The sequence below is a fragment of the Actinoalloteichus spitiensis RMV-1378 genome, from assembly GCF_000239155.1.
Lineage (GTDB): Bacteria > Actinomycetota > Actinomycetes > Mycobacteriales > Pseudonocardiaceae > Actinoalloteichus_B > Actinoalloteichus_B spitiensis.
The window spans coordinates 1-23,585 of record NZ_AGVX02000134.1 but is presented as its reverse complement, the minus strand read 5'-3'; the positions used below and the strand labels follow the sequence as shown (position 1 = coordinate 23,585).

General features: G+C 73.0%; 22 protein-coding genes and 2 tRNA genes. 7 read left to right on the top strand and 17 right to left on the bottom strand.

Translation table 11 applies throughout. The features are described 5' to 3' along the window. The 7 genes from ACTIDRAF_RS0207195 to ACTIDRAF_RS0207160 form a co-directional block, all read right to left on the bottom strand. Positions 1 to 552, bottom strand: a 552-nt coding sequence (locus tag ACTIDRAF_RS0207195; RefSeq protein ID WP_016698045.1) for a radical SAM protein, incomplete at its 3' end; no start/stop codon positions are given. 624 nt (positions 553 to 1,176) lie between these two features. Continuing rightward, complete coding sequence (locus tag ACTIDRAF_RS0207185; RefSeq protein ID WP_026065859.1) at positions 1,177 to 3,801, bottom strand: tetratricopeptide repeat protein; 2,625 nt, start codon at positions 3,799 to 3,801, stop codon at positions 1,177 to 1,179. Between the two features lie 4 nt (positions 3,802 to 3,805). Further along, the gene (locus ACTIDRAF_RS0207180; protein ID WP_245533464.1) at positions 3,806 to 4,828 is read right to left on the bottom strand and encodes an AAA family ATPase; all 1,023 of its coding nucleotides are present in this window, start codon (positions 4,826 to 4,828) and stop codon (positions 3,806 to 3,808) included. After that, positions 4,825 to 6,762, bottom strand: a complete 1,938-nt coding sequence (locus ACTIDRAF_RS0207175) for a VMAP-C domain-containing protein (RefSeq protein ID WP_016698042.1) — start codon at positions 6,760 to 6,762, stop codon at positions 4,825 to 4,827. The genes ACTIDRAF_RS0207180 and ACTIDRAF_RS0207175 overlap by 4 nt, the downstream gene beginning before the upstream one ends. A 35-nt stretch (positions 6,763 to 6,797) precedes the next feature. After that, positions 6,798 to 7,193, bottom strand: coding sequence for a CU044_2847 family protein (locus ACTIDRAF_RS27705; protein WP_016698041.1), 396 nt, complete (start codon positions 7,191 to 7,193; stop codon positions 6,798 to 6,800). Between the two features lie 134 nt (positions 7,194 to 7,327). After that, positions 7,328 to 7,450: a hypothetical protein gene (locus ACTIDRAF_RS35265; protein WP_280956868.1), complete on the bottom strand. Its 123-nt coding sequence runs from the start codon at positions 7,448 to 7,450 to the stop codon at positions 7,328 to 7,330. Positions 7,451 to 7,663: 213 nt separating this feature from the next. Next, positions 7,664 to 7,737, bottom strand: a tRNA-Pro gene (locus ACTIDRAF_RS0207160). Positions 7,738 to 7,937: 200 nt separating this feature from the next. On the opposite strand from ACTIDRAF_RS0207160, the gene ACTIDRAF_RS0207155 reads away from it, so the two are divergent. After that, positions 7,938 to 8,011 (top strand) — tRNA-Gly (locus ACTIDRAF_RS0207155). Positions 8,012 to 8,128: 117 nt separating this feature from the next. Here ACTIDRAF_RS0207155 and ACTIDRAF_RS27700 read toward each other — a convergent pair. The 7 genes from ACTIDRAF_RS27700 to ACTIDRAF_RS35260 all read right to left on the bottom strand — a co-directional run bounded on the left by ACTIDRAF_RS27700 (position 8,129) and on the right by ACTIDRAF_RS35260 (position 13,328). Further along, positions 8,129 to 8,710 (bottom strand): hypothetical protein, encoded by a 582-nt coding sequence (locus ACTIDRAF_RS27700; RefSeq protein ID WP_016698039.1) that lies wholly within the window; start codon positions 8,708 to 8,710, stop codon positions 8,129 to 8,131. A 187-nt stretch (positions 8,711 to 8,897) separates the two neighbouring features. Next, on the bottom strand, positions 8,898 to 9,332 hold the full coding sequence (locus ACTIDRAF_RS0207145; protein ID WP_016698038.1) for a PPOX class F420-dependent oxidoreductase: 435 nt from the start codon (positions 9,330 to 9,332) through the stop codon (positions 8,898 to 8,900). Positions 9,333 to 9,388: 56 nt separating this feature from the next. Further along, entirely contained in the window at positions 9,389 to 9,961 is a 573-nt protein-coding gene (locus ACTIDRAF_RS27695) for a flavoprotein (protein ID WP_016698037.1), read from the bottom strand. A gap of 87 nt (positions 9,962 to 10,048) precedes the next feature. Beyond that, positions 10,049 to 11,134: an ABC transporter ATP-binding protein gene (locus ACTIDRAF_RS27690; RefSeq protein WP_016698036.1), complete on the bottom strand. Its 1,086-nt coding sequence runs from the start codon at positions 11,132 to 11,134 to the stop codon at positions 10,049 to 10,051. Further along, entirely contained in the window at positions 11,131 to 11,988 is an 858-nt protein-coding gene (gene modB / locus ACTIDRAF_RS0207130; protein WP_016698035.1) for a molybdate ABC transporter permease subunit, read from the bottom strand. Before modB ends, ACTIDRAF_RS27690 begins: the two co-directional genes overlap by 4 nt. Then, a complete protein-coding gene (gene modA / locus ACTIDRAF_RS0207125; RefSeq protein ID WP_245533463.1) occupies positions 11,985 to 12,785 on the bottom strand; it encodes a molybdate ABC transporter substrate-binding protein in 801 nt (266 codons plus the stop codon). Before modA ends, modB begins: the two co-directional genes overlap by 4 nt. Before the next feature lie 417 nt (positions 12,786 to 13,202). Next, positions 13,203 to 13,328: a hypothetical protein gene (locus ACTIDRAF_RS35260; RefSeq protein ID WP_016698033.1), complete on the bottom strand. Its 126-nt coding sequence runs from the start codon at positions 13,326 to 13,328 to the stop codon at positions 13,203 to 13,205. A 147-nt stretch (positions 13,329 to 13,475) separates the two neighbouring features. Here ACTIDRAF_RS35260 and ACTIDRAF_RS0207115 point away from each other — a divergent pair, with 147 nt between their 5' ends. Next, positions 13,476 to 14,687, top strand: coding sequence for a GNAT family N-acetyltransferase (locus ACTIDRAF_RS0207115; protein ID WP_016698032.1), 1,212 nt, complete (start codon positions 13,476 to 13,478; stop codon positions 14,685 to 14,687). A 144-nt stretch (positions 14,688 to 14,831) separates the two neighbouring features. Continuing rightward, positions 14,832 to 15,590 (top strand): hypothetical protein, encoded by a 759-nt coding sequence (locus ACTIDRAF_RS0207110; protein WP_016698031.1) that lies wholly within the window; start codon positions 14,832 to 14,834, stop codon positions 15,588 to 15,590. Positions 15,591 to 15,952: 362 nt separating this feature from the next. Here the strand turns inward: ACTIDRAF_RS0207110 and ACTIDRAF_RS0207105 are convergent, their stop codons facing one another. Both ACTIDRAF_RS0207105 and ACTIDRAF_RS0207100 read right to left on the bottom strand, forming a co-directional pair. After that, entirely contained in the window at positions 15,953 to 16,765 is an 813-nt protein-coding gene (locus ACTIDRAF_RS0207105) for an Fpg/Nei family DNA glycosylase (RefSeq protein WP_016698030.1), read from the bottom strand. Between the two features lie 95 nt (positions 16,766 to 16,860). Beyond that, complete coding sequence (locus ACTIDRAF_RS0207100; protein ID WP_016698029.1) at positions 16,861 to 17,334, bottom strand: ribose-5-phosphate isomerase; 474 nt, start codon at positions 17,332 to 17,334, stop codon at positions 16,861 to 16,863. A gap of 80 nt (positions 17,335 to 17,414) precedes the next feature. Between ACTIDRAF_RS0207100 and ACTIDRAF_RS0207095 the strand changes: the two genes are divergently transcribed. The 3 genes from ACTIDRAF_RS0207095 to ACTIDRAF_RS0207085 all read left to right on the top strand — a co-directional run bounded on the left by ACTIDRAF_RS0207095 (position 17,415) and on the right by ACTIDRAF_RS0207085 (position 20,235). Beyond that, the gene (locus ACTIDRAF_RS0207095; protein ID WP_016698028.1) at positions 17,415 to 18,176 is read left to right on the top strand and encodes a 2-phosphosulfolactate phosphatase; all 762 of its coding nucleotides are present in this window, start codon (positions 17,415 to 17,417) and stop codon (positions 18,174 to 18,176) included. Positions 18,177 to 18,256: 80 nt separating this feature from the next. Continuing rightward, positions 18,257 to 19,120 (top strand): MBL fold metallo-hydrolase, encoded by an 864-nt coding sequence (locus ACTIDRAF_RS0207090; RefSeq protein ID WP_016698027.1) that lies wholly within the window; start codon positions 18,257 to 18,259, stop codon positions 19,118 to 19,120. Positions 19,121 to 19,254: 134 nt separating this feature from the next. Continuing rightward, positions 19,255 to 20,235, top strand: a complete 981-nt coding sequence (locus ACTIDRAF_RS0207085; RefSeq protein ID WP_157162900.1) for a hypothetical protein — start codon at positions 19,255 to 19,257, stop codon at positions 20,233 to 20,235. A 4-nt stretch (positions 20,236 to 20,239) separates the two neighbouring features. Here ACTIDRAF_RS0207085 and ACTIDRAF_RS0207080 read toward each other — a convergent pair whose 3' ends face one another. Continuing rightward, entirely contained in the window at positions 20,240 to 20,866 is a 627-nt protein-coding gene (locus ACTIDRAF_RS0207080) for a mycothiol-dependent nitroreductase Rv2466c family protein (protein WP_016698025.1), read from the bottom strand. 257 nt (positions 20,867 to 21,123) lie between these two features. Between ACTIDRAF_RS0207080 and pepN the strand changes: the two genes are divergently transcribed. Continuing rightward, positions 21,124 to 23,585 (top strand): aminopeptidase N (pepN, locus tag ACTIDRAF_RS0207075; RefSeq protein WP_016698024.1); only part of this gene is annotated, 2,462 nt, incomplete at its 3' end.

Below are 23,585 nucleotides of genomic sequence, written 5' to 3'. Positions count from 1 at the left end.
CCCGCCGCCGTCGCGCCGGCGGCGGTGCCGGTCGTGGGCGTCGGCCGCGCCGTCCAGGCTGACGCCGACCCGGACCCGGTGTTCGGCGAGCACCTCCACGACCTCGTCGGTCAACAGCACCCCGTTGGTCTGGACGGCGAACCGGAGACGGGCCACCGGCTCCACGGCGGCCCGCAACACCCGGAGCATCCGGTCGAGCGCCACCGGGCCGACCAGGAGTGGTTCACCGCCGTGCAGGGTGATCCGCACGTCGGCGAGGCCGTGCCGCCGGGCGTGCTCGGCCACCCGGTCGGCCACCACCCGGACCGTCTCCTGGCTCATCCTCGCGGGAGTCCGGCGCCAGGACGTGTCGGCCATCTCGTACAGGTAGCAGTAGTCGCACGCCAGGTTGCAGCGGCCGTGCACCTTGAGCACGAACCGGGAGAACGGCAGGCGTGGCTGGCCACGCTCACGCAGTCCCGCGACATCCAGGCCGTCGGGCCATTCCCGGCCCGACCCCGGGCGGTCGTCGCCTCCCGCCCGCCGTGGCTCGCCCCCACTCCCCGCGGTCACGGCAGGGCCTCTCATCCCGTGTCCAGCGGCGGCCCCGGGGGCTCGTTGTCGAAGTCGGCCAGCACCTGCCGAGGAGACGCGATCTCCCGCAGGACCCGCCGGAGCGAATTCACCAGCACCGAATCATCGGCCTCACACAAATGGTCCAGCCGAATGTCGGTGAGGTCCGCGAGGCCGGAATCAAGACGGACATCAGCCTCCCACACGGTCCACCCCCCTGACTCCACCGAAAACGGGCCGGAGGGACGACCCGGTGGGTAGAATACCGGCCAGCGCGGTGAGGGCCGGGGCGGTGGGACGGTATCGGTCGTAGGCCACGAGGGACATTCTCGACGAACGGACCACGGCAATCGCCGCAGCGACGTTGTTGCTGACCATGACAACTCCCCGACGTATGCAACGCCATTATCGCCATAACGACGTCCGCTGACAACCAAGGTTGCCAGCGGACAATCACGGTGCGTACGCGGTGGCGCGCGGATGGTCACACCGCGCGGACCAGTGCGCCGTTTGTTGCCCGGTTCGGCCGAACCAGGACTAACCCGAAAACCGGCGACCGATACGGCGCCCGCCCGACCTCGGGTAACCCCCACCGTCACCCGAAACCGGGGTGGATACGCCCGATCAGACCAACTCGGCGAGTTCTCGTCGGATTTCTTCCGTTTCCGGATGATTCGGCCCCAGTAGCCGGACCCGAATCTCCAGGACCTCGGTCAGCTCCCCCACGGCGGCCAGCCGGTCCCCGGACTGGTACAGGGAACGAGCACGATAAATCCGGCAGCGCAGGGTCTCCTCCGCTTCCGGGCCGAGCGATTGGTCGAAGGCCGCCGCCGCGTCGGAGAGCAGATCGACGGCCGATTCGAAGTAGCGCAGGCGCATCGCGGAGCGGCCGGCGGTGAACAGGCGCTTCGGGTACTCCTGCTCGCCCGGCCTCGTCGCCCTGGCCGCGCGCCGCCACGCGTCGTAGGAGTCGGCCAGGTCGGTCTCCAACCCCGTGCTCTCCGCCTGGTCGCCCAGCACGCCGGCCAGCTTCGCGAGCACGTCGGCGTGGGCCTGCCCTTCCGGGTCGAGGTCCTCCAGCACCTCCCGGTAGAGCGTGGCCGCCTCGGTGAGCTCCCCGAGCTCACCGATGAGCAGGAAACGCCGGTGCAACACGTCCGCGAGCGACTCCCGGTAGACCCGGGCCCGGGGGTCGTCCTCCGGCGTGGCGTCGAGGGCGGACCGACCCGCACGGGCCGCGTCGTCGAGGTAGTCGGGGATCTGGGACAGCGTGTAGCGGGCGAACAGCGCCGTGCTGAGCCGGTGCAGCAGCTTCGCCTCGTCCTGTTCGCGGCCCCCACCGACCCGCAGCGCCTCCTGGTAGAAGCGGATCGACTCGTCCAGCGAGCCGGCACGCCCGAAACGCTGGTAACGCAGCAACAGCCCCCCGGCGAGGCCGACCAGTGACCGGAAGCGGCCGTTGCGGTCCAGCGCGAAGAACTGGAGCGAGTCGCGGAACGCCGAGATCGCCTTGTCGAGCTCGTCCGAGGTTCCGGACCTGCGGAACGAGGCCAACGCGTCCTCTGCCTGCTCCAGCAACGCGCGGTGGTGGTCCCTGTCGTGCCGGAGGGTGCTCGGGTTCTCTCCCCGCAGGCTCGTGGCCAGCTGGCCGTGCACCCGCCGCAGGACCGAGACCGAGACGTAGGCGAACGGGCTGCCGAACACCCGTCGGCCGTTCTGCGGCCGGCCCGGCATCGCCAGGGTCGCGCTGAACTCCCTCGGACTGATCCCGAAGTGGTCCTCCAGGAAGTGGGACAGGGCCTCCAGGACGGCCTGCTGCCCCGACCTGCTCAACATCGACAGCAGCACCTCCCGCACCCCGGGCAGGAACTGGTAGTGCACCTCGGTGGCGGCGCCCGCCGGGACGTCGGACTCCTCGGCCGGCATCGCCGAGGACAGCGTGACCAGGCCACCGGTCAGCACCTCGGAGAGGTGGAACGGCCGGGACTCGGGCAGCATCACCCGCTGCACGAGCCGGATGACCGAGAGGTCCAGGGGAACCGCGGAGAGGTAGGTCGCCAGTTGGAACGCTTCGGGGCTCGCGGCGGCCCGGAAGGACCACACCCGTTCCAGGGGTGACGCGGGCAGGTACCGCCGCTGCCGTTGGGCCGGGCTCGCCGAGGGGCGCGTCGCGGGCAGCCCGAGCACGGCGCAGTCCATCGCGGCGCTCCCCCGGCCCGCCACCAGCCTCGCCCAGGGCCCCAGCCACTCCGGCCCCAGCTGGAGCACGGGGATGCTGGTCGCCCGGGTGCTCCTGCGACGGTCGGCCAGCGACCGCCGCGCACGGAACCGGAACCGGCGACGCCCCCGGCCGAAGGTCGCCGCCGACATCCGGCCGCTCACCGGTCTGACACCCGTTCGCCGCCACAGGTGTTGGGGCAGCGGCTGGAAGACGGACACCGGACCGCTGCGGGACAGCTCCACCAGCCCCCGCCCGACCGCTCCGCTGTCCCAACCCTCACCGACGCAGTCGCTGACCACGATCACCACGCGCCGACCGGCCGGGTCGAGCAGCTCCGGCAGCGGGCGGAGGCGGGTGCTGTCCCGGCGGTCGGAGCTGCTCTGCGAGACCTCACCGTCCTCGCTGGTGTGCAGGTAGCGCACCCGCACGTCCCGGAACGCCCCGAGGCACTGCAACAGGCTGGCCAACTCGGAGACCAGCGCCTTCCAGATGACCATCGAGGCGCCGGTGTCGACGAGGAGCACGACGTCGAACCACCGTTCGGGTACGGGGCGGAACACCGGGCGCCACACCTGGGTCCTGGCGATCCAGGCGACCGTCCCCTCCTCGTCGAGCTGCTGGGTCCGCCCCGCGACCAGGCGACGTTTGAACGCCCGCAACTGGCGGATCAACTCGAGCTGGTCGGGCAGGGCGCTCACGGCGGGCACCCGGATGTTGTGACCCCGGGCCTCCGCGCTCGGACGTTCCTCGGTCAGCCCGTGCGAGTACAGACCGTACCGCCAGTCGTCCCCGACCTCGTTGCCGTCCCTGCCGTCGTCGCCGCGGCCGTCCTCGGCGGGCGGCCGGTAAGGGGCCGGCCACCCCGCCGGCTCGGGGGCCTCCTGCCGGACCGGCCGCTCGACGCGGACCGTCGAGCCGCCGGTCGGTCCTCCCAGGTGCCGGGCGAGCCACAGCGCCTCGGCCACCTCCCGGTAGGTGGGTTCCAGGCCGAGGTCGTCCAGGACCTTGATCAGGCGGCGCATGCTCATGGCGTCAGGTGGTGTCGACGAACCGGAGGATCTGGTCGGCGAGCCGCTCGCGGGTCTCGCCCCGCTCCTGGGCCGCGTAGGAGGTGAGGTAGATGGCGCTCAGGAGCTGGTCCGTGGTCAGCGTGCCGTCCGCGCGACGAGCCAGGAACCGCTCCACGAGGTCCTGGCTCTCCTCGTACATCTCGGGCCCCAGTTGCGACTCGACCATGCTGGCGAGCTGCTCGGGCCCGGGCTCGCGGAGTTCGACCCGGATGCACCGCCGGAGGAACGCCGGGGGGAAGTCCCGTTCCCCGTTGCTGGTGAGCACGACGAAGGGAAAGGCCCGGCAGCGCACCTGCCCCCGGTGGATCTCCGCCTGCCGCTCGCTCCCGGACACCGCGACCGACACCGAGGGCTGGGTGGCGGCGATCCGCTGGAGCACGGGAACCGTGTACTCCCCGTTCTCGAACACGTGCAGCAGGTCGTTCGGCAGGTCGATGTCGCTCTTGTCGATCTCGTCGATGAGCAGCACCCTCGGCCGTTCGTAGGGCAGCAGCGCGGTGCCCAACGGCCCCAGCCGGATGTAGCGGCCGATGTCCAGCGGCTCGGTGGCGTCGGGCAGGTGCCGCCGCAGGTTCGCCTCCTCGAGCCGAGCCATCGCGTCGTAGCTGAACAGCCCCTGCTCGATGGTCGACCGACTGGTGATCGACCAGGTGAGGACCGGACCCAGGCGGAGCTCGCTGGCGATGGAGTAGGCCAGGGTGGACTTCCCGATCCCGGGTTTGCCGGTGACCAGCAGGGGCCGGCGGAGGTAGAGGGCGGAGTTGACGAGCTCCAGCTCGTCGCCGTAGGGCCGGTACACCCTGGCCCTGGCGACATCGCCCAGTCGGCGGGCGACCGAGGGATCGTCGACCTCGGGCACCGGGAGGGGAGGACCACCGTCGAAGTACCGCCACGGGGGCGGTTCGGGCAGCCGCTCGATGCCCTCGTGCGGCTGCCCGCTGCCGCGGAAGATCAACCAGTCGTCCACGTCACTGCTTCCTCTCACGAAGGTGAGGCCAACGGGTACTCGTCGGGCGGACGCCGTTCCGGATCCTCCCAGAGCAGCACCACCTGGTGGCCGGGGTGATCGTCGTCGGCCCCCGGTTGGGTGGCCATGTTGCGCAGGTCCCGCACCTTCCACGGCAGGTCCGTCACGCCGACCCCCTGGAGGCTCTTGTCGAGCGTGTCCAGGAACCGGGTACCCGCACACGCCTCGTCCGTCCCACTTCCGAGTGAGCCCGAGTAGTGCAGATCACACAGGTCGCGACGCCAGAGCAGCACGGGCACCCCCGCGAAGAGCCCTTCGACGATGACGTCCCCCGTGGACGGTTCGGTCGGGGGGTTGGCCAGCGCGAGGGCCGTCTGACCAGCGGGGAGTTGGAAGAGCCCCGCCCAGGCCTCCCGTTCCCGGTCGTCCCGGCACCGGACCATGGTCAGGGGAACCGAGCCGGTGAGGTCGCGCAGGTACTCCCACCGCGCGGCGCTGTCCTCCCGCCGGGCCTCCTCCTCGTCCTGCCAGTTGTCCAACGACCGCAGGACGACCGCGTGCCGCTGACCGAGCCGGGTGGCGGACTGCTCCGGCCACAACCGCCACCGGTCGACCGGCTCGTTGAGCAGCTCGACGGGGAGGACGAACTCGACGATCGCGTGCCGTTCCCCCAACCGGCGCAACGCCTTCGGCAGTTCGTCCTGGAGCCGCCGCCACAGGCCGGCCTCGGGACGGGGCGTCGTCTCCCGGAACTGGGTGTCCCACTGGCCCGGCCCCCGGTACAGCCAGAGCGTGAACAGGTACTGGTCGGGGTCGTGGGCGCTGGGCACCACCTCCGCCAACACCGAGGAAGTGCGCCGCAGGTGGGGGGACGGCGCGCTCTCGTCCCCCAGGTGCTCGTCGAGGACCGCCTTCTGGTCGAACATCACGGCGAGGCGTCGGAGGTTCTCCCGGAGCAACACCTGCAGCACCGGGTCGTGGCACCGGTCGAGCAACGCGGCCAGGAAACGCAGAACCGGGTGCAACTGCCCGCCCAGGGGCAGGTTCGCCAGCACCTGCACGGTGTCGTGGTAGTCCAGCAGTTCGATGTTGAGCGAGGGGACCTGCGGGTACGCGGCGTGGTGGAAGACCGCGTTGACGTCCTCCACCCGGTCGAGCCGGGCCAGGATCCCCAGCAGGGCGGCCTCGTCCGCCGGGTTGATCAGCGGGGGCGGCGCCCCGTCCTGGCCCTGTTGGGCCACCAGGTGGGTGCGCAGCGACGTCCACGGGCCCTCGTCGGCGTGGAACAGGTCGTGCGCCCGCCAGATCGACCGCAGCAGGTCGCCGGGGAGGCGGCGGAGCGCCGCCACCGGCAGGGCCAGCCCCCCGTGCGGTTGGTTGGCGTTGCGGTTGGTGCGGACCAGCCCCAACACCTCCCCCGTCCGCATGTCGAGGAGGGGGCTGCCGGACATCCCACTCGGGATCTCGTCACCGCTGACCCGCAGCAACGGCTGGTTCTGGAGATCGGTGAACCCGGAGTAGGTCAGCCGCGCCGAACTCAGGTGCGGTTCGTCGCTGTAGATGGTGGCGTACCCCTCGACGTGCGCGGCCCCCTCCAGACCGGGGCGCTGCTCACCGAGGAACACCCGGTCTCCGAGGAAGACACAGCCGGGGACCGAGGTGGTCGTCGCGATCTCGATGACGGCGAGGTCGGGGTACTGGGTGAGTCCGGCGCTGGTGAGGTGGTCCGGTGCCTCCGGGTCGACGAACACGACCGTGCCCCGCAGCGATCCCGAGGGCCACGTCACCGTGACGGGCCCGCGCCGCCACCCCACGACGTGGGAGCAGGTGAGCACGTACCCGGGCGCGACGAAGAAGCCGGTGCCGCCCTCGATGTCGTCGCCCTCGACGAGGACGACGCAGTCGGCGAGTTTCCGGCTCAGCTCGCCCGTCTTGGATCCACCGTGGAACATGCCGTCGCTACTCCGGCCACGTCCACGGCGCGAGGTCACCCCTCCGCTGGGCCGTCCTCACCGGCATCGTCCGACTCCTCCGCATCATCCCCGTCCTCCCCGTCCGCAGCGGCTCCGCCGCGAGGCGTCGACTTCGACCAGCCCAACGCGACCTTCACCGTCGCCTTGGCACCCGCGTCGGTCAGGACGCTGACGATCTTCCCGGCGCTGACGGACAGTTCGAGGCCGAACTCGACGGTGACGGTGTCCGGTCTGACCCGGACAAGACCCCGCTGGACGCTCTCGGCCACTCCCTGGATCGTCTCGGCGAGCCCTTCGACGGCCGGGATGACCTTGCGGAAGCCGACGTCGGACGGGCCGCGATCCGCCGAGGACACCCGCGCCCAGATCTCCTGCCCGCTGGGCAGGCGCATCCTCACCAACTCGGACACAGGCGTCTCCTTCGACGAGCGGCCCCCATACCACCCCAGCCAACTCTAATGAGGACCTCCCAGCTGCCGGTACCGCAGTGCGGGTGGATCAGCGGGGGGACGACGCAGCAGAACGACTACTCCGCGTGTCGGGATCACCGGGCACCCCGGTCCTCCCGGAGCCGCGAGCCCTCCGGCCGGCGGTGTTCGACCAGCGGAGACGACACCAGCCGCACCGGGCAGCGCGGCGGTTGCCGCCAGTCGGGTGAGGTGCCCACCACCACCTGCGCCGCACCGCCCCGAGGTCGCGTGCCCCGGCGGGGGCGCCCACCTGCCGTGCACCGGGAGGGCAGGGGTGCTCCGGCCGGGAGCCGGTGCTCGGACGCTTCGCCCGGCGGGCCAGCGGTGGCGCGCGCGCCGGTCAGGGGCCCGGGGCGGGGAACGAGAAAAGGCCCGCGGTCCGTCGCTCCACGGATCGCGGGCCCTGGCCGTCGGGGTGGCGGGATTTGAACCCACGACCCCTCGCACCCAAAGCGAGTGCGCTACCAAACTGCGCCACACCCCGGCCGCACCGTCGCACGGTGCCACTGGAGCATAGCGCGCGGCGGCGGCCCGGCGGCGGCCGGCCGCCAGAGCGCGCACCACCCGAGTTGGCGAGTCCGCGTCCGCTGCCGCCACCCCGGTCCACGACCGGAGCCGGGGCGCCGCGAGGAGGGTGACGACCATCGGCTAGACTTCCCGCACGACGACCTGGACACCAGGCTCGCGGGTGTAGCTCAATGGTAGAGCCCCAGCCTTCCAAGCTGGTTATGCGGGTTCGATTCCCGTCACCCGCTCCACACGACGGTGGGGGCCATCCCGAGGGATGGCCCCCACCGTTCGTCTGCCGGATCGCCGTCGGCGGGGCGGTCGCCCGACGCGGGGTGCGGGTCGGGGAGGGCCGGAACCTCGGGAGCTCAGGCGGATTCGGGGACCGTCGGGTCCCAACGCTCCAGCCCGACATGCGACAGGCGTTCCCTCGTGCGGTCCACCGCACCCCGCAACCGGTCCCGTCCGAGTTCGAGAAAACGACGGTGGACCGAACCCACGGGCTCGCGCGCCTCGACGTCGGCGGCCCACTCGTCGAACGTCCGCCGTTCGCCGTCGGGCCCGACGGTCAGCTCGCAGTACCAGAGTGCGTCCCTGGTGGGACCGGGCTCGTCGACGAACTCCGCGAGTTCGGCCGACAGCCCCCGCAGCCCGGCCTCCACGGCCGCGCCCCGGTGGTGGGCGACCAGTCCGCACAGCCGGGGGTGCGCCCCGAGTTCACGCAGGTGACGGGCCCCGTCCAGGGGTGGGAAACCGGTGTCGACCAGGCCCGGAGCGTAGCCGATGCAGTGCAGGACGGCCGAGGCGACGAGCAGGCCGTGGTCCGGCTTGTAGAGGTCCGCGATCTGCACCGCCCGCACGCCGACCGCCTGGGCGTGCCGCCAGCGGCCGGGTGCCGTGATGGCCAACCGGTCGCGCGCCACGCCGTGCGCCCACCTGACCTGCTCCATGACACGACGGTAACCAAGGAAACCTGTCCGTAACAGCTTTTCCGTGACGGTCCGGTGACGCGCGGACGAACGACCACGCCCTCCCCGAGCGCCGCCTCCGGCGGAGGTCGGGTCCCGGAACGGGGCGCGACCGCCGTACGGTCCCCGTCCCGCCCTCCGCCGCCTCCGGCCGCCGGCCCCGGACCTCCTAGGCGGCCAGGTCGCGCGCGCCCACGATGTGCCGCGGCGACACCCGGACCACGACCTCGCCGGGAGCCGCGTTCCGCCGCCCGTACTCCTCGGCGACCTCGGCTCCCATGTACCGCGCCGCGATCGCTGTCGCCCACCGCCGGACGGCGTCCAGGTCGTCCTCCACCCGGGCCGTACCGTCGATGGTGAGGAAGTGGTACGGGGGCAGTTCGTAGTCGAAGCACAGCGAGACCCGGCCGTCCCTGGCGATCGTCCGTCCCTTGACGCTGCGCGACGAGGTCGTGAAGACGACATCGTCGCCGTCGAGCGCCACCCAGACCGGGGCGACGTGCGGCGACCCGTCCCTGCGGACGGTGGCCACCTTGGCGGTCTTCGCTGGCTCCTCGGCGACGAAGTCCCGCCACCAGGTCCTCGGGTCATCTCGCTCTGCCATGACCGGAGCGTAGGCAGCATCGCGCCAGCTCGCCGTTCGGCGGACGAGGAGCGGCCTCAGCGCGAGCGGGCCCCGTCGACCCGCTCCGCCCCGGCGGCCCCGGCGGGCGCGGGGACGAGAGCGTCGACCGCAGCCAGCACGGCGGACCACGGGATGGCCGGGTCGGCTGCCTCCGCGCCCACCAGTCGCACCCCGGCGGACCGCAACACCGCCAGGTGACCGGCCCAGGCCGGGTGCCGCGCCTGCGACGGCCCCACCCTCGGGCTCACCACCAGGGGCACCCCGGCGCCCAGCGCCTCCCCCACCTTCGTCAGCGCCAGGTTGTCAGCGATGCCCAACGCCAGTTTGGCGACCGTGTTGGCCGTCGCCGGCGCGACGGCCCAGCAGTCCGGGTCGGGGCCCGGGCTCGGCTCGCTCGGGAGCCTCCCCCGCCAGCGGACCGGGAAGCCCGTGGCCCGGGCGACCCGTTCCAGGTCTCCCGACTCCCGCCACCAGTCGGCGGCGGTGGGGGTCACCGTCACCGCCACCCGCCATCCCGAGGCCTGAGCCGGGAGGATCACGCCCTCGAGCACGGTCGAGCAGCCCTCGGCCGCGCAGCACACCAGCCCCAGCGTTCGCCCGTCACCCATGCCCTCCACTATCGCCCTCGCGCGTCGTCCGCCCCACGCGGGGGCCGGCGCGCACGGGGGCGGTCCCGCCCTCGAGGCCGAGGACGTTCACCCGAGGGGCGAAGTCGGCCCGTCCACCACTGGACGCGGGTAGACCACCGCCTCCTCGGCCCTCGGCTCCACCCAGAACCGGGCGTCGACGCGCACCCCCAGGTCCGCGATCGCCCCGGTGGGAAGGGAAACCCTGAGGTCAGGAGGTCCTTCGACCGAGACCAGGACACGGTCCACCTGGGACTCCAGGCCCACGACACGCACGGGCCAGGCCCGCTCCTCCTCGGGCGGCGGCGTGGCGCGCAGGCGCAGCGCGGCCGGCGGGAGGGCGACGAGGACCTCCCCGACGGGGGCGTCCGGGAGGGTCAGCGCGCCGCCGTCGACGGCGACACGGTCACCGCCCAGGCCGCGCCCCGGGACGAGGTTCACCCCGACCAGGTCGGCCACGTAACGGCTCGCGGGGCGGTTGGCGATCTCGCGGGGCGCGCCGCGCTGCACGACCCGCCCCTCCTCCAGCACCACCACCTGGTCGGCGAGGACCATCGCGTCCAGCGGATCGTGGGTCACCAGGACCGCGACTCCCCCGAAGTCGTCGAGGTGCCGGCGGAGCTCGCTCCGGACCCGCATCCTGGTGCCCGCGTCGAGCGCGGCCAGCGGTTCGTCCAACAACAGGAGCCGGGGTTCGGTCGCCAACGCCCTGGCCAGGGCGACCCGCTGCGCCTGGCCGCCCGACAACCGCCGGGGGCGCCTGCCCGCGAGGTCCCCCAGCCCCACCCGGTCCAACCACTCCTGGGCCACCTGTCGCGACCGGCCCCGGGACAGGCCGCGGCACCGGGGGCCGAAGGCGACGTTGTCCAGCGCGGTGAGGTGCGGGAAGAGCAGGTAGTCCTGGAACACCACGCCCACCGGTCGCCGTTCGGGTGGCGTCAGCACCCCGCTGCTCGGGTCGTCGTGCACGGTCCCGTCGAGCACGACCCGACCGGCGTCGAGCGGGAGGAGGCCGGCGAGGACGCGCAGCACCGTCGACTTGCCGGCCCCGTTGGGTCCGAGCAGGGCGAGGACGGTGCCCGGTGGTGCCGACACGGCGGCGGACAACGTGAAGTCCCCGGCCCGGGTCACCCGGATGTCGGCGGACAGCGTCACCTCGACGCACCTCCCATCCAGCGTTCGCGGAGCAACGCCAGCACCGCGACCGACACGAGCAGCAGGACGAGGCTGAGCACGATCGCGGCCTCCGGGTTGGACTCCATCGCCAGGTAGACGGCCAGCGGCATGGTCTGCGTGCGCCCGGGGAAGTTGCCCGCGAAGGTGATCGTCGCGCCGAACTCGCCGAGGGCCCGGGTCCACGCGAGGACCGCACCGGCCGCGACCCCCGGCGCCACCAGCGGCAGCGTCACCCGGCGGAAGGTCACCCACCGGGAGGCGCCCAGCGTGGCGGCCGCCTCGTCGAGCCGGACGTCGGCGGCGCGCAGGGCACCCTCCACGGACACGACGAGGAACGGCATGGCCACGAAGGTCTCGGCGAGGACCACCGCGCCGGTGGTGAACGGCAGGGACACCCCGAACCACTCGTGCAGGTGTTCACCCACCAGGCCACGCCGACCGAAGACCAGCAGCAGCGCGACGCCGCCCACGACGGGAGGCAGGACCAGCGGGACCGTCACCAGGGCCCGCACCAGCCGTTTCCCGGGGAAGGTCGACCGGGCGAGCAGCCATGCCAGCGGAACCCCGAGCAGCAGGCTGAGCGCGGTGGCAGCGGTCGCGCACACCAGGGAGAGCCGCAACGCTCCCAGCACCTCCGGGCTGGCCAGCCGCGCCGGCAGTTCACCCCACGGCGCCCGCAGGACCAGTCCAAGCAGGGGGACCAGCAGGAACGCCAGTCCCACCAGGGCGGGCACGAGGAGCAGCGCCGGGGCCGCGCCGCCGGTTCGCCGGGACCGCGCCCCGCCCCGGACCGCCGTCCCCCGCCGTGACCCGCCGGCCGGTGCACCGGTCACGGGACGTCGAACCCGGCGGTCCGGAGCACGTCCTCGGCGGTCGGCGACCGCAGGTGGTCGGCGAAGGCGGACGCGAGGTCGGCGTCGGACGCCTCGGAGAGGACCGCGAGCGGGTACTCGTTGACGACCCGCCCGGCCTCGGGGAAGTCCACGCCCCGCACGTCCTCACCAGCCGCGAGGACATCCGTCCGGTACACCAGCGCCGCGTCCACCTCACCGAGTCTGACCTTGGTGAGGGTGGCGCGCACGTCCCGTTCGTAGGTGTCGGGCTGGGCGTCGACGCCCGCCAGCGCGAACACCTCCCGCGCGGCGGCGCCGCAGGGGACCTCCGGCGCGCAGAGCGCGATGACCTTGTCCGGATCGGCGAAGTCGGCCAGGCCGGTCACCTCGCCCGGGTTGCCGGGTGGCACCGCGATCTGGAGCCGGTTGGCCGCGAAGACCACGGGTGGCTCGGCCACCAGGTCGAGGTCGACCACCTGGTCCACCGGTTCCGGGCTGGCCGAGGCGAAGACGTCGGCGGGCGCCCCGGCCACGATCTGCTGGGCCAACGCGGAACTCGCCCCGAAGTGGAAGTCGATGCTCGTGCCGGGGTGGCTCCGTTCGAACTCCGCTCCGAGCTCGGTGAGGACCTCGGTCAGGGAGGCGGCCGCGAACACCACGGCGGAGCGGGAGGTGTCCCCGACCTGCGTGGCGTCCTGGTCGGGGACCGAGCAGGACGCCACCGCCAGTCCGGACACCAGCGCCACCGCCACGGGTGCCCGCCGCGCCCCACCAGTCCCGCCCGCTCGTCGTCGCACCCGCTCGCCTTCCCTGCCGGACCCACCTGACCATTCCCACCCTAGTTCCGCATTCGCGGGATCAGCACCGGGGAATGCTCCGCAAGTGCGTGGATTGGTGCGGGGAGCCGCCGCCGGCGGCGGAGCAGGAGTCACCGGAGGCGCGTCACCACGGGCACGAGATCCGGCCGCACCTCGTCCAGCGGCTCGACCGTCGGCGCAGGCTCCCCGTGCGTCCGGCGGCGCGGCGCGGAGGGCGGCCATGAGCAGCGCGACGCTGGCCCGGACGACCTCCACGATCTGGGCGGCGGTCGCGTCGTCCTCGACCCGGAACCACCAGGCCAGCCGCTCGTGGCTCCGCCCGGCCAGGGTCACGGCGGAGAAGAACAGGTCGTCCGCGACGTGTTCGGCCGTGGCGTGGCAGGTCCGCTCCAGCCCTCAAGCGCGCGCCTCGCGCCACTCCCGGTCCGTGGCGGCGGCGAGCACGGCCAGCAGCCCTTCCGCCGCCCGGTTCAGGTCCTCGTCGGTGACCGGCTCACGGCGGGGTGGTGCGGGGGGTCCCATCCCGGCAGTATCGGCGGGAGCACCGACGTTCCCCGCCGCGCGCCCCAGGCCGCTCCCCACGGGTGACGGCACCGCGAGCACGGGATCGGGGCCGGTCCGGACGAGGAACCGGTGGCACCCCGTCGCCGGGCACGCGAGGAGGGCAACATGACCAGCGAGCTGAGCGTCCGCAGGCTCACCGACGACGACTTCGCGGAGTACCACGCGCTCCTGGTGTCCGCCTTCCTGGAGGACCCCGACCCGGAGCACCAACCGCTGCTGCGCCGGGTGCTGGAGATGGAACGCCACCACGGTGTCTTCGACGGAGCCGAGCAGGTGGGCGGTTGCGGTGTCATGACCCGGACCCTCACCGTGCCCGGCGGACGGGCCAGACCGCTGGCGGCCGTCACCCAGGTGGGGGTGAAGCCGGGCCACCGCCGCCGAGGGATCATGCGCATGATGATGCGCGCGCAACTCCACGCGCTGCACGAGGCCGGAGCGGAGCCGGTGGCGGGCCTGGAGGCGTCCGAGGCCGGCATCTACGGCCGTTACGGCTACGCCCCCGCCACCGAGTGGGCCGACATCCGGGTACCTCGGGGAACGGAGTTCCGGTCCGACGTGGACACCGGACCCGACCCGGTGCGGGAGGCCCCCCGGCAGGACGCGCTGCCCCGGCTGCGGGAACTGCACGACCGGGCCGCCTCCCGCGTGGGATGGCTGGACCGGAGCGCGGCGGTCTGGGACTTCCGGCTCGCCGACCGCCCCCGCGCCGACCAGACCGCCTACCGCTTCGCGACCCACCCCCGGGGGTACGCCGTGTACCGCCTGCGCCACGGCGAGGGCAGGCGGGAGATCAGGGCCCGGGTCGAGGTGCTGGAGATCCAGGCCCTCGACGCCGTCGCCGCCGCGGCGCTGTGGCGCTACCTGCTCGACATCGACCTGGTCAGCGAGGTCCAGTGGTCCAGCGCGGCCGTGGACGACCCGATCCGGTGGTTCCTCGCCGACTCGCGGCGAGCGCGGGTCGAGGTGGAGGACGCGCTGTGGTTGCGGATCGTCGACCTCGACCGCGCCCTGCCGGCCCGCACCTACGCGGCCGAGGCCGATGTGGTGTTCCAGGTCTCCGACCAGCTGTGCCCCTGGAACGCGGGCCGGTGGCGGATGGCCGTCGACGCCGACGGGCAGGCCGACGTGCGCCGCACCGACGCCGAGCCAGGGCTCTCGCTCGACATCACCGCGCTCGCGGCCGCCTACCTCGGCGGGACGCCGCTGGCCGCGCTGGCCGACGCGGGGCTCGTGACCGAGCACCACGCGGGCTCGGTGCGGACGCTGTCCCGCGCCTTCCTCGCCGACCGCTCACCGCACTGCCTGGTCGACTTCTGAGCCCACCCGCGCCGGCACCGGGGTCACCGTGCGCGCCCCGGGGCGGTACCTCCGGGTGTTGATCGTGGGCTGACACGAGACGGGTAACGTCAGCTTCGTCCGGTTCGCACACACGCGGACGCGCCCGAGGCAGGAGGAACGATGATGGGCACAATCATTCTGATCGTGCTCTTGGTGGCAGTGGTGGGAGGTGTCGCCCTGCTGGTGAGGCAGAAGGCGGCCGCGCGGCAACGCGAACTCGAGAACGCCCAGGCCGAGGCCCGCCGCTGGGTCGAGCGGCTCGGCGGGCAGGTGATCAACCTGGTCGGTTCGAACGAGGCCTCGCAGCAGGCGTTGGCGGACGCCTCCGAGCGCTACACGGCCGCCGGCTCGCAGATGGAGCAGGCGAAGAGCACCGAACAGTGCGCGCTGGTCACGGCCACCGCGATGGAAGGGCTCTACTACGTCCGCGCGGCGCGGACCGCGATGGGCATGGACCCGGGACCGGAGCTTCCCGACCTCAACGGCCAGTCGCGGGCGGGTTCGGTCGGCGAGGACCGGCAGATCGAGCTGGAGGGCCGCCAGCTGGCCGCCTCCCCCAACCCCGGCGAGCAGACCCCGCACTACTACCCCGGCGGCGAGGTCGCGGGGCGGCCCGTTCCCCAGGGTTGGTACAGCGAGCCCTGGTGGAAGCCGGCCCTGGTGGCCGGTGCGTGGGGCGCCGGTTCGGCCCTGCTGTTCACCGCCCTGTTCTCCGGGATGATGGGCGTGCCGGACGTCGTCGTGGTCGAGGCGGCCGCCGACGAGAGCGGCGACGACTCCGGCGACTCGGGCGGCGGCGAGGACTCGGGTGACTACGGTGACTCGGGTGACTACGACATGAGCGACATGGGCGACATGGGCGGCGGCCTGGACTTCGAGTAGGCCCCGCCAGATCACCACCAGCCCGCCGAAGGGCCCCGGGTTCGCCCGGGGCCCTTCGTGCTGCCGGGACCCTACGGTGGCCTCCCGCCCGCCCGGCGCGGGCACGGGGAGCCCTGGGCCGAGCGGCGCGTCCGGGGCGGCGGGCGAACGAACGGGCCCGGGTCCTGGCGGGTCCTCCTCCCGGCTGGTGGCCCGGGCCGCCCGTCCCCTCGTCGAGCTGGTTCACGCCCCCGCCGTGTCGCGTGTCCACCACCGGTCCTCGGATCCGCCGGCGGTGAACAGACGCCCGCCCGCCACCCGGCCCTCGGCCCGCACGGGTCGCCGGCGGTCACCGAGGCAGGAGCCGCCGGGTCGACGTGCCCTCAGCGCTCCGGCTGGCAGGTCGGGCACCAGTACAGCTTGCGGCCCGCGAGGTCCCGCATCCGGACTTCGGTGCCGCAGACCAGGCAGGGCTGCCCGTCGCGCCGGTAGACGTAGACCTCGCCGCCGTGCCGGTCCTGGCGGGGCGGCCGGCCCATCCGGTGCGGCTCGTGCTCCTCGGCGACCGTGTCGATGCGTCCAGTGCGGACCCCGTCGGCCATCAGGTCGACCAGGTCCTTCCACAGGCACTCCCACAGCTCGCGGTCGACCAGCCGACCCGGTGTCATCGGGTCAACGCCGTGCCGGAACAGCACCTCGGCCCGGTAGACGTTGCCGGCTCCCGCGAGCACCGACTGGTCGAGCAACAGCGCGGCCACGGACCTGCCCGACGCGCTCAGCCGCGCCCACGCCCGCTCGGGGTCGGCGTCGGGGCGGAGCGGGTCGGGCCCCAGCCGGTCGACGAGCGCGTCGACCTCGGGGGCGTCCAGCAGTCGGCAGGTGTTGGGCCCCCGCAGGTCGGTCCAGTGGTCGCCCCCCACCAGGCGCAGGCGCACCTGCCCGACCGGTTCCGGCGCGGGGCGGGCTCCCTCGGTGAACGTCCCGTACAGGCCGAGGTGGATGTGCACCGTCGGGGCGTCCTCGTAGCGGTGCAGCAGGTGCTTCCCGTAAGCCTCGGCCGCGACCAGCACCCGGCCGTCCAACCGGGACGCCTCGGCGGCGAACCGCCCCTGCGGGCTGGTGACCTCCACCGGGCCTCCGACGAAGAGCTCCCCGTGGCGGCGGGCCAGCCGGTGCAGCGTGTGTCCTTCGGGCATCGCGGCCTCCTCGGTCGGTGGACGGGCTACCCCCGCCCCGAACCGCCTCTCCGGCGTCTCGGAGCCGGGGAACGGTCACCGCGACCGTCGGGGGTTCAGGACGTCGGCAGGGCGGGCGGCGTGCCGGTGCGCTCGTACTCGGCGAGCAGCTCCAGCCGTCGACCGTGCCGTTCCTCGCCGGAGAACGGCGTCTCCAGGAAGGCCGCCACGATCGCGGTGGCCTCCTCCCGCGTGTGCATCCGCGCGCCGACCCCGGCCAGCTGGGCGTCGTTGTGCTGCCGCGCCAGGCGCGCGGTCTCCACGCTCCAGGCGAGGGCGGCACGCGCCCCGGGCACCTTGTTGGCCGCGATCTGTTCGCCGTTGCCGGAACCGCCGAGCACGATGCCCAGGCTGCCCGGGTCCGCGACGACACGGCGGGCGGTCTCCACGCAGAACGGCGGGTAGTCGTCCAACGGGTCGTAGGCGTGGGGGCCGACGTCGACGACCTCGTGGCCCTGTTCGGTGAGCCACCCGACCAGGTGTTCCTTGAGTTCGAAGCCGGCATGGTCGGCTCCCAGGTAGACGCGCACGGGGGCAGTCTGCCAAACGCCGCCAGCCGCGCGGGAACCCTGTCCACACCAGGTCCGCTTCACCGTGCCAGGATCGCGCGGTGACACTGGCGGCGCCGGGGGACGGCGCGTTCGAACAGGCCGGTTCCGACCTCAGGATGGACTGGGGGGAGCGGGGCGTGGCGAACCTCGCTCCGACCTGCGGTGTCCTGGTCGTGGTCGACGTGCTGTCCTTCTCCACCGCCGTGGACGTCGCGATAGGGCGCGGTGCCTCGGTGCTCCCCCTGCGCTGGCGGGACTCCCGCGCGGCGGAGGCGGCGGCACGGGCCGGTGCGGTGCTGGCGGACCGTCGCCGTGGCGCCGGCTGGTCGTTGAGCCCCGAATCCCTGACCACCCTGGAGGACCGGACCCTGCTGGCTCTGCCCTCGCCGAACGGGGCGACCCTCTGCTCCCTCGCGGCGGAACACCCGGCGACCGTCCTCGTCGGCTGCCCCCGCAACGCGATCGCCGTCGCGGCGGCGGCGGCCGCGGCGCGCTCGGGCCGGCCGGTGGGTGTCATCGCCGCCGGTGAACGGTGGCCGGACGACACGGTGCGACCAGCGGTCGAGGACCTCCTGGGGACGGGTGCCATCGTCTCGGCACTGCGGCTGGTCGAGCCGTCGATCAGTGTCTCGGTGGAAGCCGCCACGGCCGCGACGGCCTTCGAGGCGTACGCGGACACGCTGGGTCCGGTGCTGGCCGGCAGCGTGTCGGGCCGCGAGCTGCGCGCGGCGGGCTTCGTCGCGGACCTCGAACTCGCGGGGTGCCTCGACGTGTCCCGCTCGGTGCCGGTACTGCGGGACGGGGTGCTCCGGGGAGCCTGAGTTCGGCAGCGGGGGCACGGGCGGCCGCCGAGCAGGGCACGTCCGGTCCGCCACGGACGCGGCCACGCGATACTGGACGGGTGGGGCCGCACGGGGACGACGACATCAGCGCCGGGACCTGGATCGAGGTCGCCGACCGGGTGTGGGCGCGCCGCTACCGGGAACTGGACCTCTCCGTCGGCCTGGTCGTCGGGGACGACCGTTGCCTGGTCGTCGACACCCGGGGCGACGGGGAACAGGGCGCGGAGTTCGCGGCCGAGGTGCGCGTCCTGACCGGGCTGCCGTGGACGGTGGTCCTCACGCACGTCCACTTCGACCACTGCTTCGGGACCGACGCCTTCCTCCCCTGCCCGGTGTGGGCGCACCCCGAGGCCGGCGAGGCGTTGGAACGGACCGCCGACGCGCAGCGCGCCGAGTGGGTGGCCCGGTACCGGGCCGAAGGGCGGTCGGTGATCGCCGACCGGTTGGACCGGGTCCGGCAGCCCGTCCTCCCACGCCCCCTCCCCGCCGCCACGACCTCCTTCGACCTCGGCGGCCGCACGGTCCTGGTGCGCCACCTGGGACGCGGCCACACCGACCACGACGTGGTGGTCGAGGTCCCGGACACCGGAACGGTGTTCGCCGGCGACCTCGTCGAGCAGGGCGCGCCACCGGACTTCGGCGACTCGTACCCGCTGGAGTGGCCCGCCACCCTCCGCCGGCTCGCCGCGCTGGTTCCGGCGAACGGGGTGGTCGTGCCTGGCCACGGGGATCCGGTGGACGCGGCCTTCGTCCTGGCGCAGGCCGAGGACGTGGAGCGCGCCGCCGGGTCGTGCCGGGCCGGGCAGCCCGGCCGGACCGCCCCCGGGGGACCGCCCTACCCCGAGGAGACGATGGCCGTGATCGCGGCCCGGTTGCGCGCGACGCGCCCCGGCACTCCCACCAGCCCACCGGCTCAGGCCTGAGCGACGGTTTCCCACCCCTTGAGCCGACCACGTCCCGCCAGTTGATCTTGAGGGCGGGTGGTGGCCACGTGGCATATCCTGTGCCGCAACGGTGCTCAGGGCGACGGACGTCGCGCTGCCGAGGGGAGGTGGAGATGCGACCGAACCGGCGGATCACCGGGCCACCGTCCTCCACTCCCGGTCCACCACGCCGGGACTCGCTGCACCGTGAGCTCCAGGGCGCCCTCGAACACGGCCCGTTCAGCGACGCGTTGCGGCTCGCGATCGAAACGAGCGGCCTGAGCCTCGACCGCATCCAGCACCGGCTGGCCGAGCGGGGTGTGCGGATCAGCCTCACGACCCTCAGCTACTGGCGGCACGGCCGGAGCCGGCCGGAACGGCCCGAGTCGTTGCGGGGCGTCCAGATCCTGGAGGAGGTGCTCGCCCTCCCCGACTCCTCCCTCACCGCCCTGCTCGGCCCCCGACGCCCCCGGGGCCGCTGGGTGTCCCGCACCCCGCGGAGCCTGGACATGGACCAGCTCTTCGGCGACCAGGAGACGCTCCGCGACCTGCGGGCCAGCCTCGGAGTGCCCTCCCCCGACCAGCTGATCCCGCTGGCCGTGCACGACCTGCTGGTGGTCGACGCACGGCACGACGAGCTGGCGATCCGGACCAGGATGGTGATGCAGGCGGCGGTGGACGGGGTGTCGAGCACCTTCCTCGTGTACCGCAGTGACGACCCCGAGCGCACCGCCGCGGCCATCAGCACCCGCTACTGCACGCTCGGAGAGGTGCACCGCGACCCGGCCAGCGGTTTCGTGATGGCCGAACTCGTCCTGGACCGGGTCCTGGCCGCCGGGGAACCGACGGTCTTCGAGTACGAGATGGAACTGCCCCCCTCGGAGCCCGCCGGGTACCACGACCGGCGGTTCCTCTTCCCCACCCGCCAGTACGTGCTCCAGGTCCAGTTCGCCCCCACGGCGCTGCCCGCCCACTGCCAGCGCTACTACCAGGCCAGTGGGGACGCGCCCAGGCAGGACGTCCGCGAGGTCCCCCTGGGCTCGTCGCACACGGCCGCCATGATCGAAGTCGATCTCGCCGCCGGCATCTACGGGATGAACTGGGGCTGGAGCTGACCGGTCAGGAGAAGTCCAGCGTTCCCGTGCGGGTCCGCTTCAGCTCGAAGAAGTGCGGGTAGGCCGCGAGGGTCCGGGACGCGTCGAACAGCGCCCCCGCCTCCTCACCTCGGGGGATGCGGGTCAGCACCGGGCCGAAGAACGCCACTCCGTCGACGTGGATGACGGGCGTCCCGACATCCATCCCCACCGGGTCCATCCCCTCGTGGTGGCTGGCGCGCAACCGCTCGTCGTACTCGGTGCTCGTCGCGGCGTCCGCCAGGTCGGCCGGCAACCCCACCTCCGCCAGCGACTCGCGGATCACCCGGTCGTAGTCCTGGTCCTTCTCCTGGTGGATCCGGGTGCCCAACGCGGTGTAGAGAGGCCGGAGCACCTCCTGGCCGTGCTGGGCGGCCGCGGCGATGGCGACCCGGACGGGTCCCCACCCCTTGGTCAGCAGTTCGCTGTACTCGGCGGGCACATCCCGCCCCTCGTTGAGCACCGACAGGCTCATGACGTGGAAGGAGAGGTCGATCTCCCGCACCTTCTCCACCTCGAGCACCCACCGCGAGGTGATCCAGGCGAACGGGCACGCCGGGTCGAACCAGAAACCAACTCGCGGCTTGGACGGGGAGTCTGCGAACACGATCACGCCTCCAACGGGGTGGGTACTGGAATGGTGCTCCGTTCGCAGTCAACCACCGCCGTCACCGGTCCTATTCCCGGTCCCGAACGTCCACTGAGCCCCAGCAGGCCACTCCGACGCCGTCCCGCCGACGGGAGACGCGGTGCGGGCCCGCCGCGGCAGGGGGCCCCGCGCACGCGGCGAGCCGTCGCCGCACGGCACCGGTTGATCGTGATTGGATGCGGTGTCCCTTCACCCACGACGTCGTACAACCGAGGTAGCCAGTGGCCGCACCGAACCTGACCAGAGAACAGTCCGCAGAACGGAGCGCCCTGCTCTCCGTGCAGTCCTACGTCGTCGAACTGGACCTCACCGACGGCCGGGGGCAGCCGGGGGAGCAGACCTTCCGCTCCACCACGACCGTCCGGTTCCGCAGCGGGACTCCCGGCGCGAGCAGCTGGATCGACCTGGTCGCCGACCGGGTCGAGCGCGCGGTCCTCAACGGGGCGGAGCTGGACGTCAGCGCCTACCGGGAGGAGGACGGGATCGCGCTGCCCGACCTCGCCGAGGACAACGAGCTGGTGGTGGTGGCCGACTGCCGCTACATGAACACCGGCGAGGGCCTGCACCGGTTCGTCGACCCCGTCGATGGCGGCGTGTACCTGTACACGCAGTTCGAGACGGCCGACGCGAAGCGCATGTTCGCGTGCTTCGACCAGCCGGACCTGAAGTCCGTCTACGACCTCGTCGTGACCGCGCCGGCCGACTGGAAGGTGATCTCCAACGCGGCGGCGGAGCGCACCGAGGACGCCGGTGCCGGCGCGGTGCGGCACGTCTTCCGGCGCACCGAGCGGATGTCGACCTACCTGGTCGCACTGGTCGCGGGCCCCTACGCGGAGTGGCGGGACGAGCACGACGGCATCCCCCTCGGCCTCTACTGCCGGGCCTCGCTCGCCGAGCACTTCGACCCGGAGCGGTTGTTCACCGAGACCAAGCAGGGCTTCGACTTCTACAACTCCGCCTTCGGGGTCCGGTACCCCTTCGGCAAGTACGACCAGTGCTTCGTGCCCGAGTTCAACGCCGGAGCGATGGAGAACGCGGGCTGCGTCACCTACCTGGAGGACTACGTCTTCCGGTCCAGGGTCACCCGCTACCTGTACGAGCGCCGGTGCGAGACGCTGCTGCACGAGATGGCCCACATGTGGTTCGGCGACCTGGTCACCATGCGCTGGTGGAACGACCTGTGGCTCAACGAGTCGTTCGCCACCTGGGCCAGCGTGCTCGCCCAGGCGGAGGCGACGGAGTACACGCACGCCTGGACCACCTTCGCCAACATCGAGAAGTCCTGGGCGTACCGGCAGGACCAACTGCCCTCGACGCACCCCGTCGCCGCCGACATCCCCGACCTGCACGCCGTCGAGGTCAACTTCGACGGCATCACCTACGCCAAGGGCGCCAGCGTGCTCAAGCAGCTGGTCGCCTACGTGGGTCTGGAGAACTTCCTCGCTGGTCTGCGGCTCTACTTCGAACGCCACGCCTGGGAGAACGCCACCCTCGCCGACCTGCTCGCCGCTCTGGAGCAGGCGTCCGGCCGCGACCTGTCGTGGTGGAGCGCCGAATGGCTGGAGACGACCGGGCTGAACTCGCTGCGGCCCCGCTTCGAGGTGGACTCGGAGGGGCGCTTCACCTCCTTCGACGTGGTCCAGGGACCGGCCAGGCCCGGCGCCGGGGAACTGCGCACCCACCGGATCGCGGTCGGCGTGTACGACGACGACCCGGTGACCGGCCGGCTCGTCCGGGTGCGCCGAGTGGAGCTGGACGTCACCGGCGAGCGGACCCCGGTCGAGGAGCTGGTCGGGCAGCACCGGGGCCGGCTCGTGCTGGTCAACGACGACGACCTGACCTACTGCCACATGCGGCTGGACCCGGAGTCGCTGACCACCCTGATCGACCGCATCTCCGACGTCGAGGAGTCGTTGCCCCGCACGCTGTGCTGGTCGGCGGCGTGGGAGATGGCCCGTGAGGCGGAGCTGAAGGCCAGGGACTTCGTGAACCTGGTCCTCGGCGGCGTGCACCGCGAACCGGAGGTGGGCGTGGTGCAACGGCTGCTGCTCCAAGCCCAGACCGCGCTGAACTTCTACGCGGCCGACGACTGGCGGGCCGAGGGCTGGGCGCGGTTCAGCTCCCGGCTGCTGGAGTTGGCCCGGACGGCGGAGCCCGGGTCCGACCACCAGTTGGCCTTCGTCAACTCGCTGAGCGGGGCCGTGCTGGGTGCGGCGGAACTGGCGGTGGTACGCGGCTGGCTCGACGGGCGGGATGTGCCCGAGGGTCTGACGGTGGACACCGACCTGCGGTGGCGGCTGCTCCAGGCGCTGGTCGCCCACGGATCGGCGGGTGAGGACGAGGTCCGGGCAGAACGGGAGCGGGACGACACCGCGACCGGTCGCCGGCAGGCCGAACGCGCGCTCGCGCTGCGCCCCACCGTCGCGGACAAGGCGGAGGCCTGGCGACGGGCGACGCTCGACGACGAGCTGCCCAACGCGGTCAACGAGGCCATCATCGCGGGCTTCACGCACCCGGGCCAGTCCGAGCTGCTGGCCGACTACGTCGGTCGGTACTTCGCCGAGATCGCGGACGTGTGGAGCAGGCGCTCCATCGAACGCGCCCAGCCAGCCGTGGTCGGGCTCTTCCCGTCGTGGGCGGTGTCGGAGGAGACGGTGGCCGCGGCTGACGAGTGGCTCGCCGC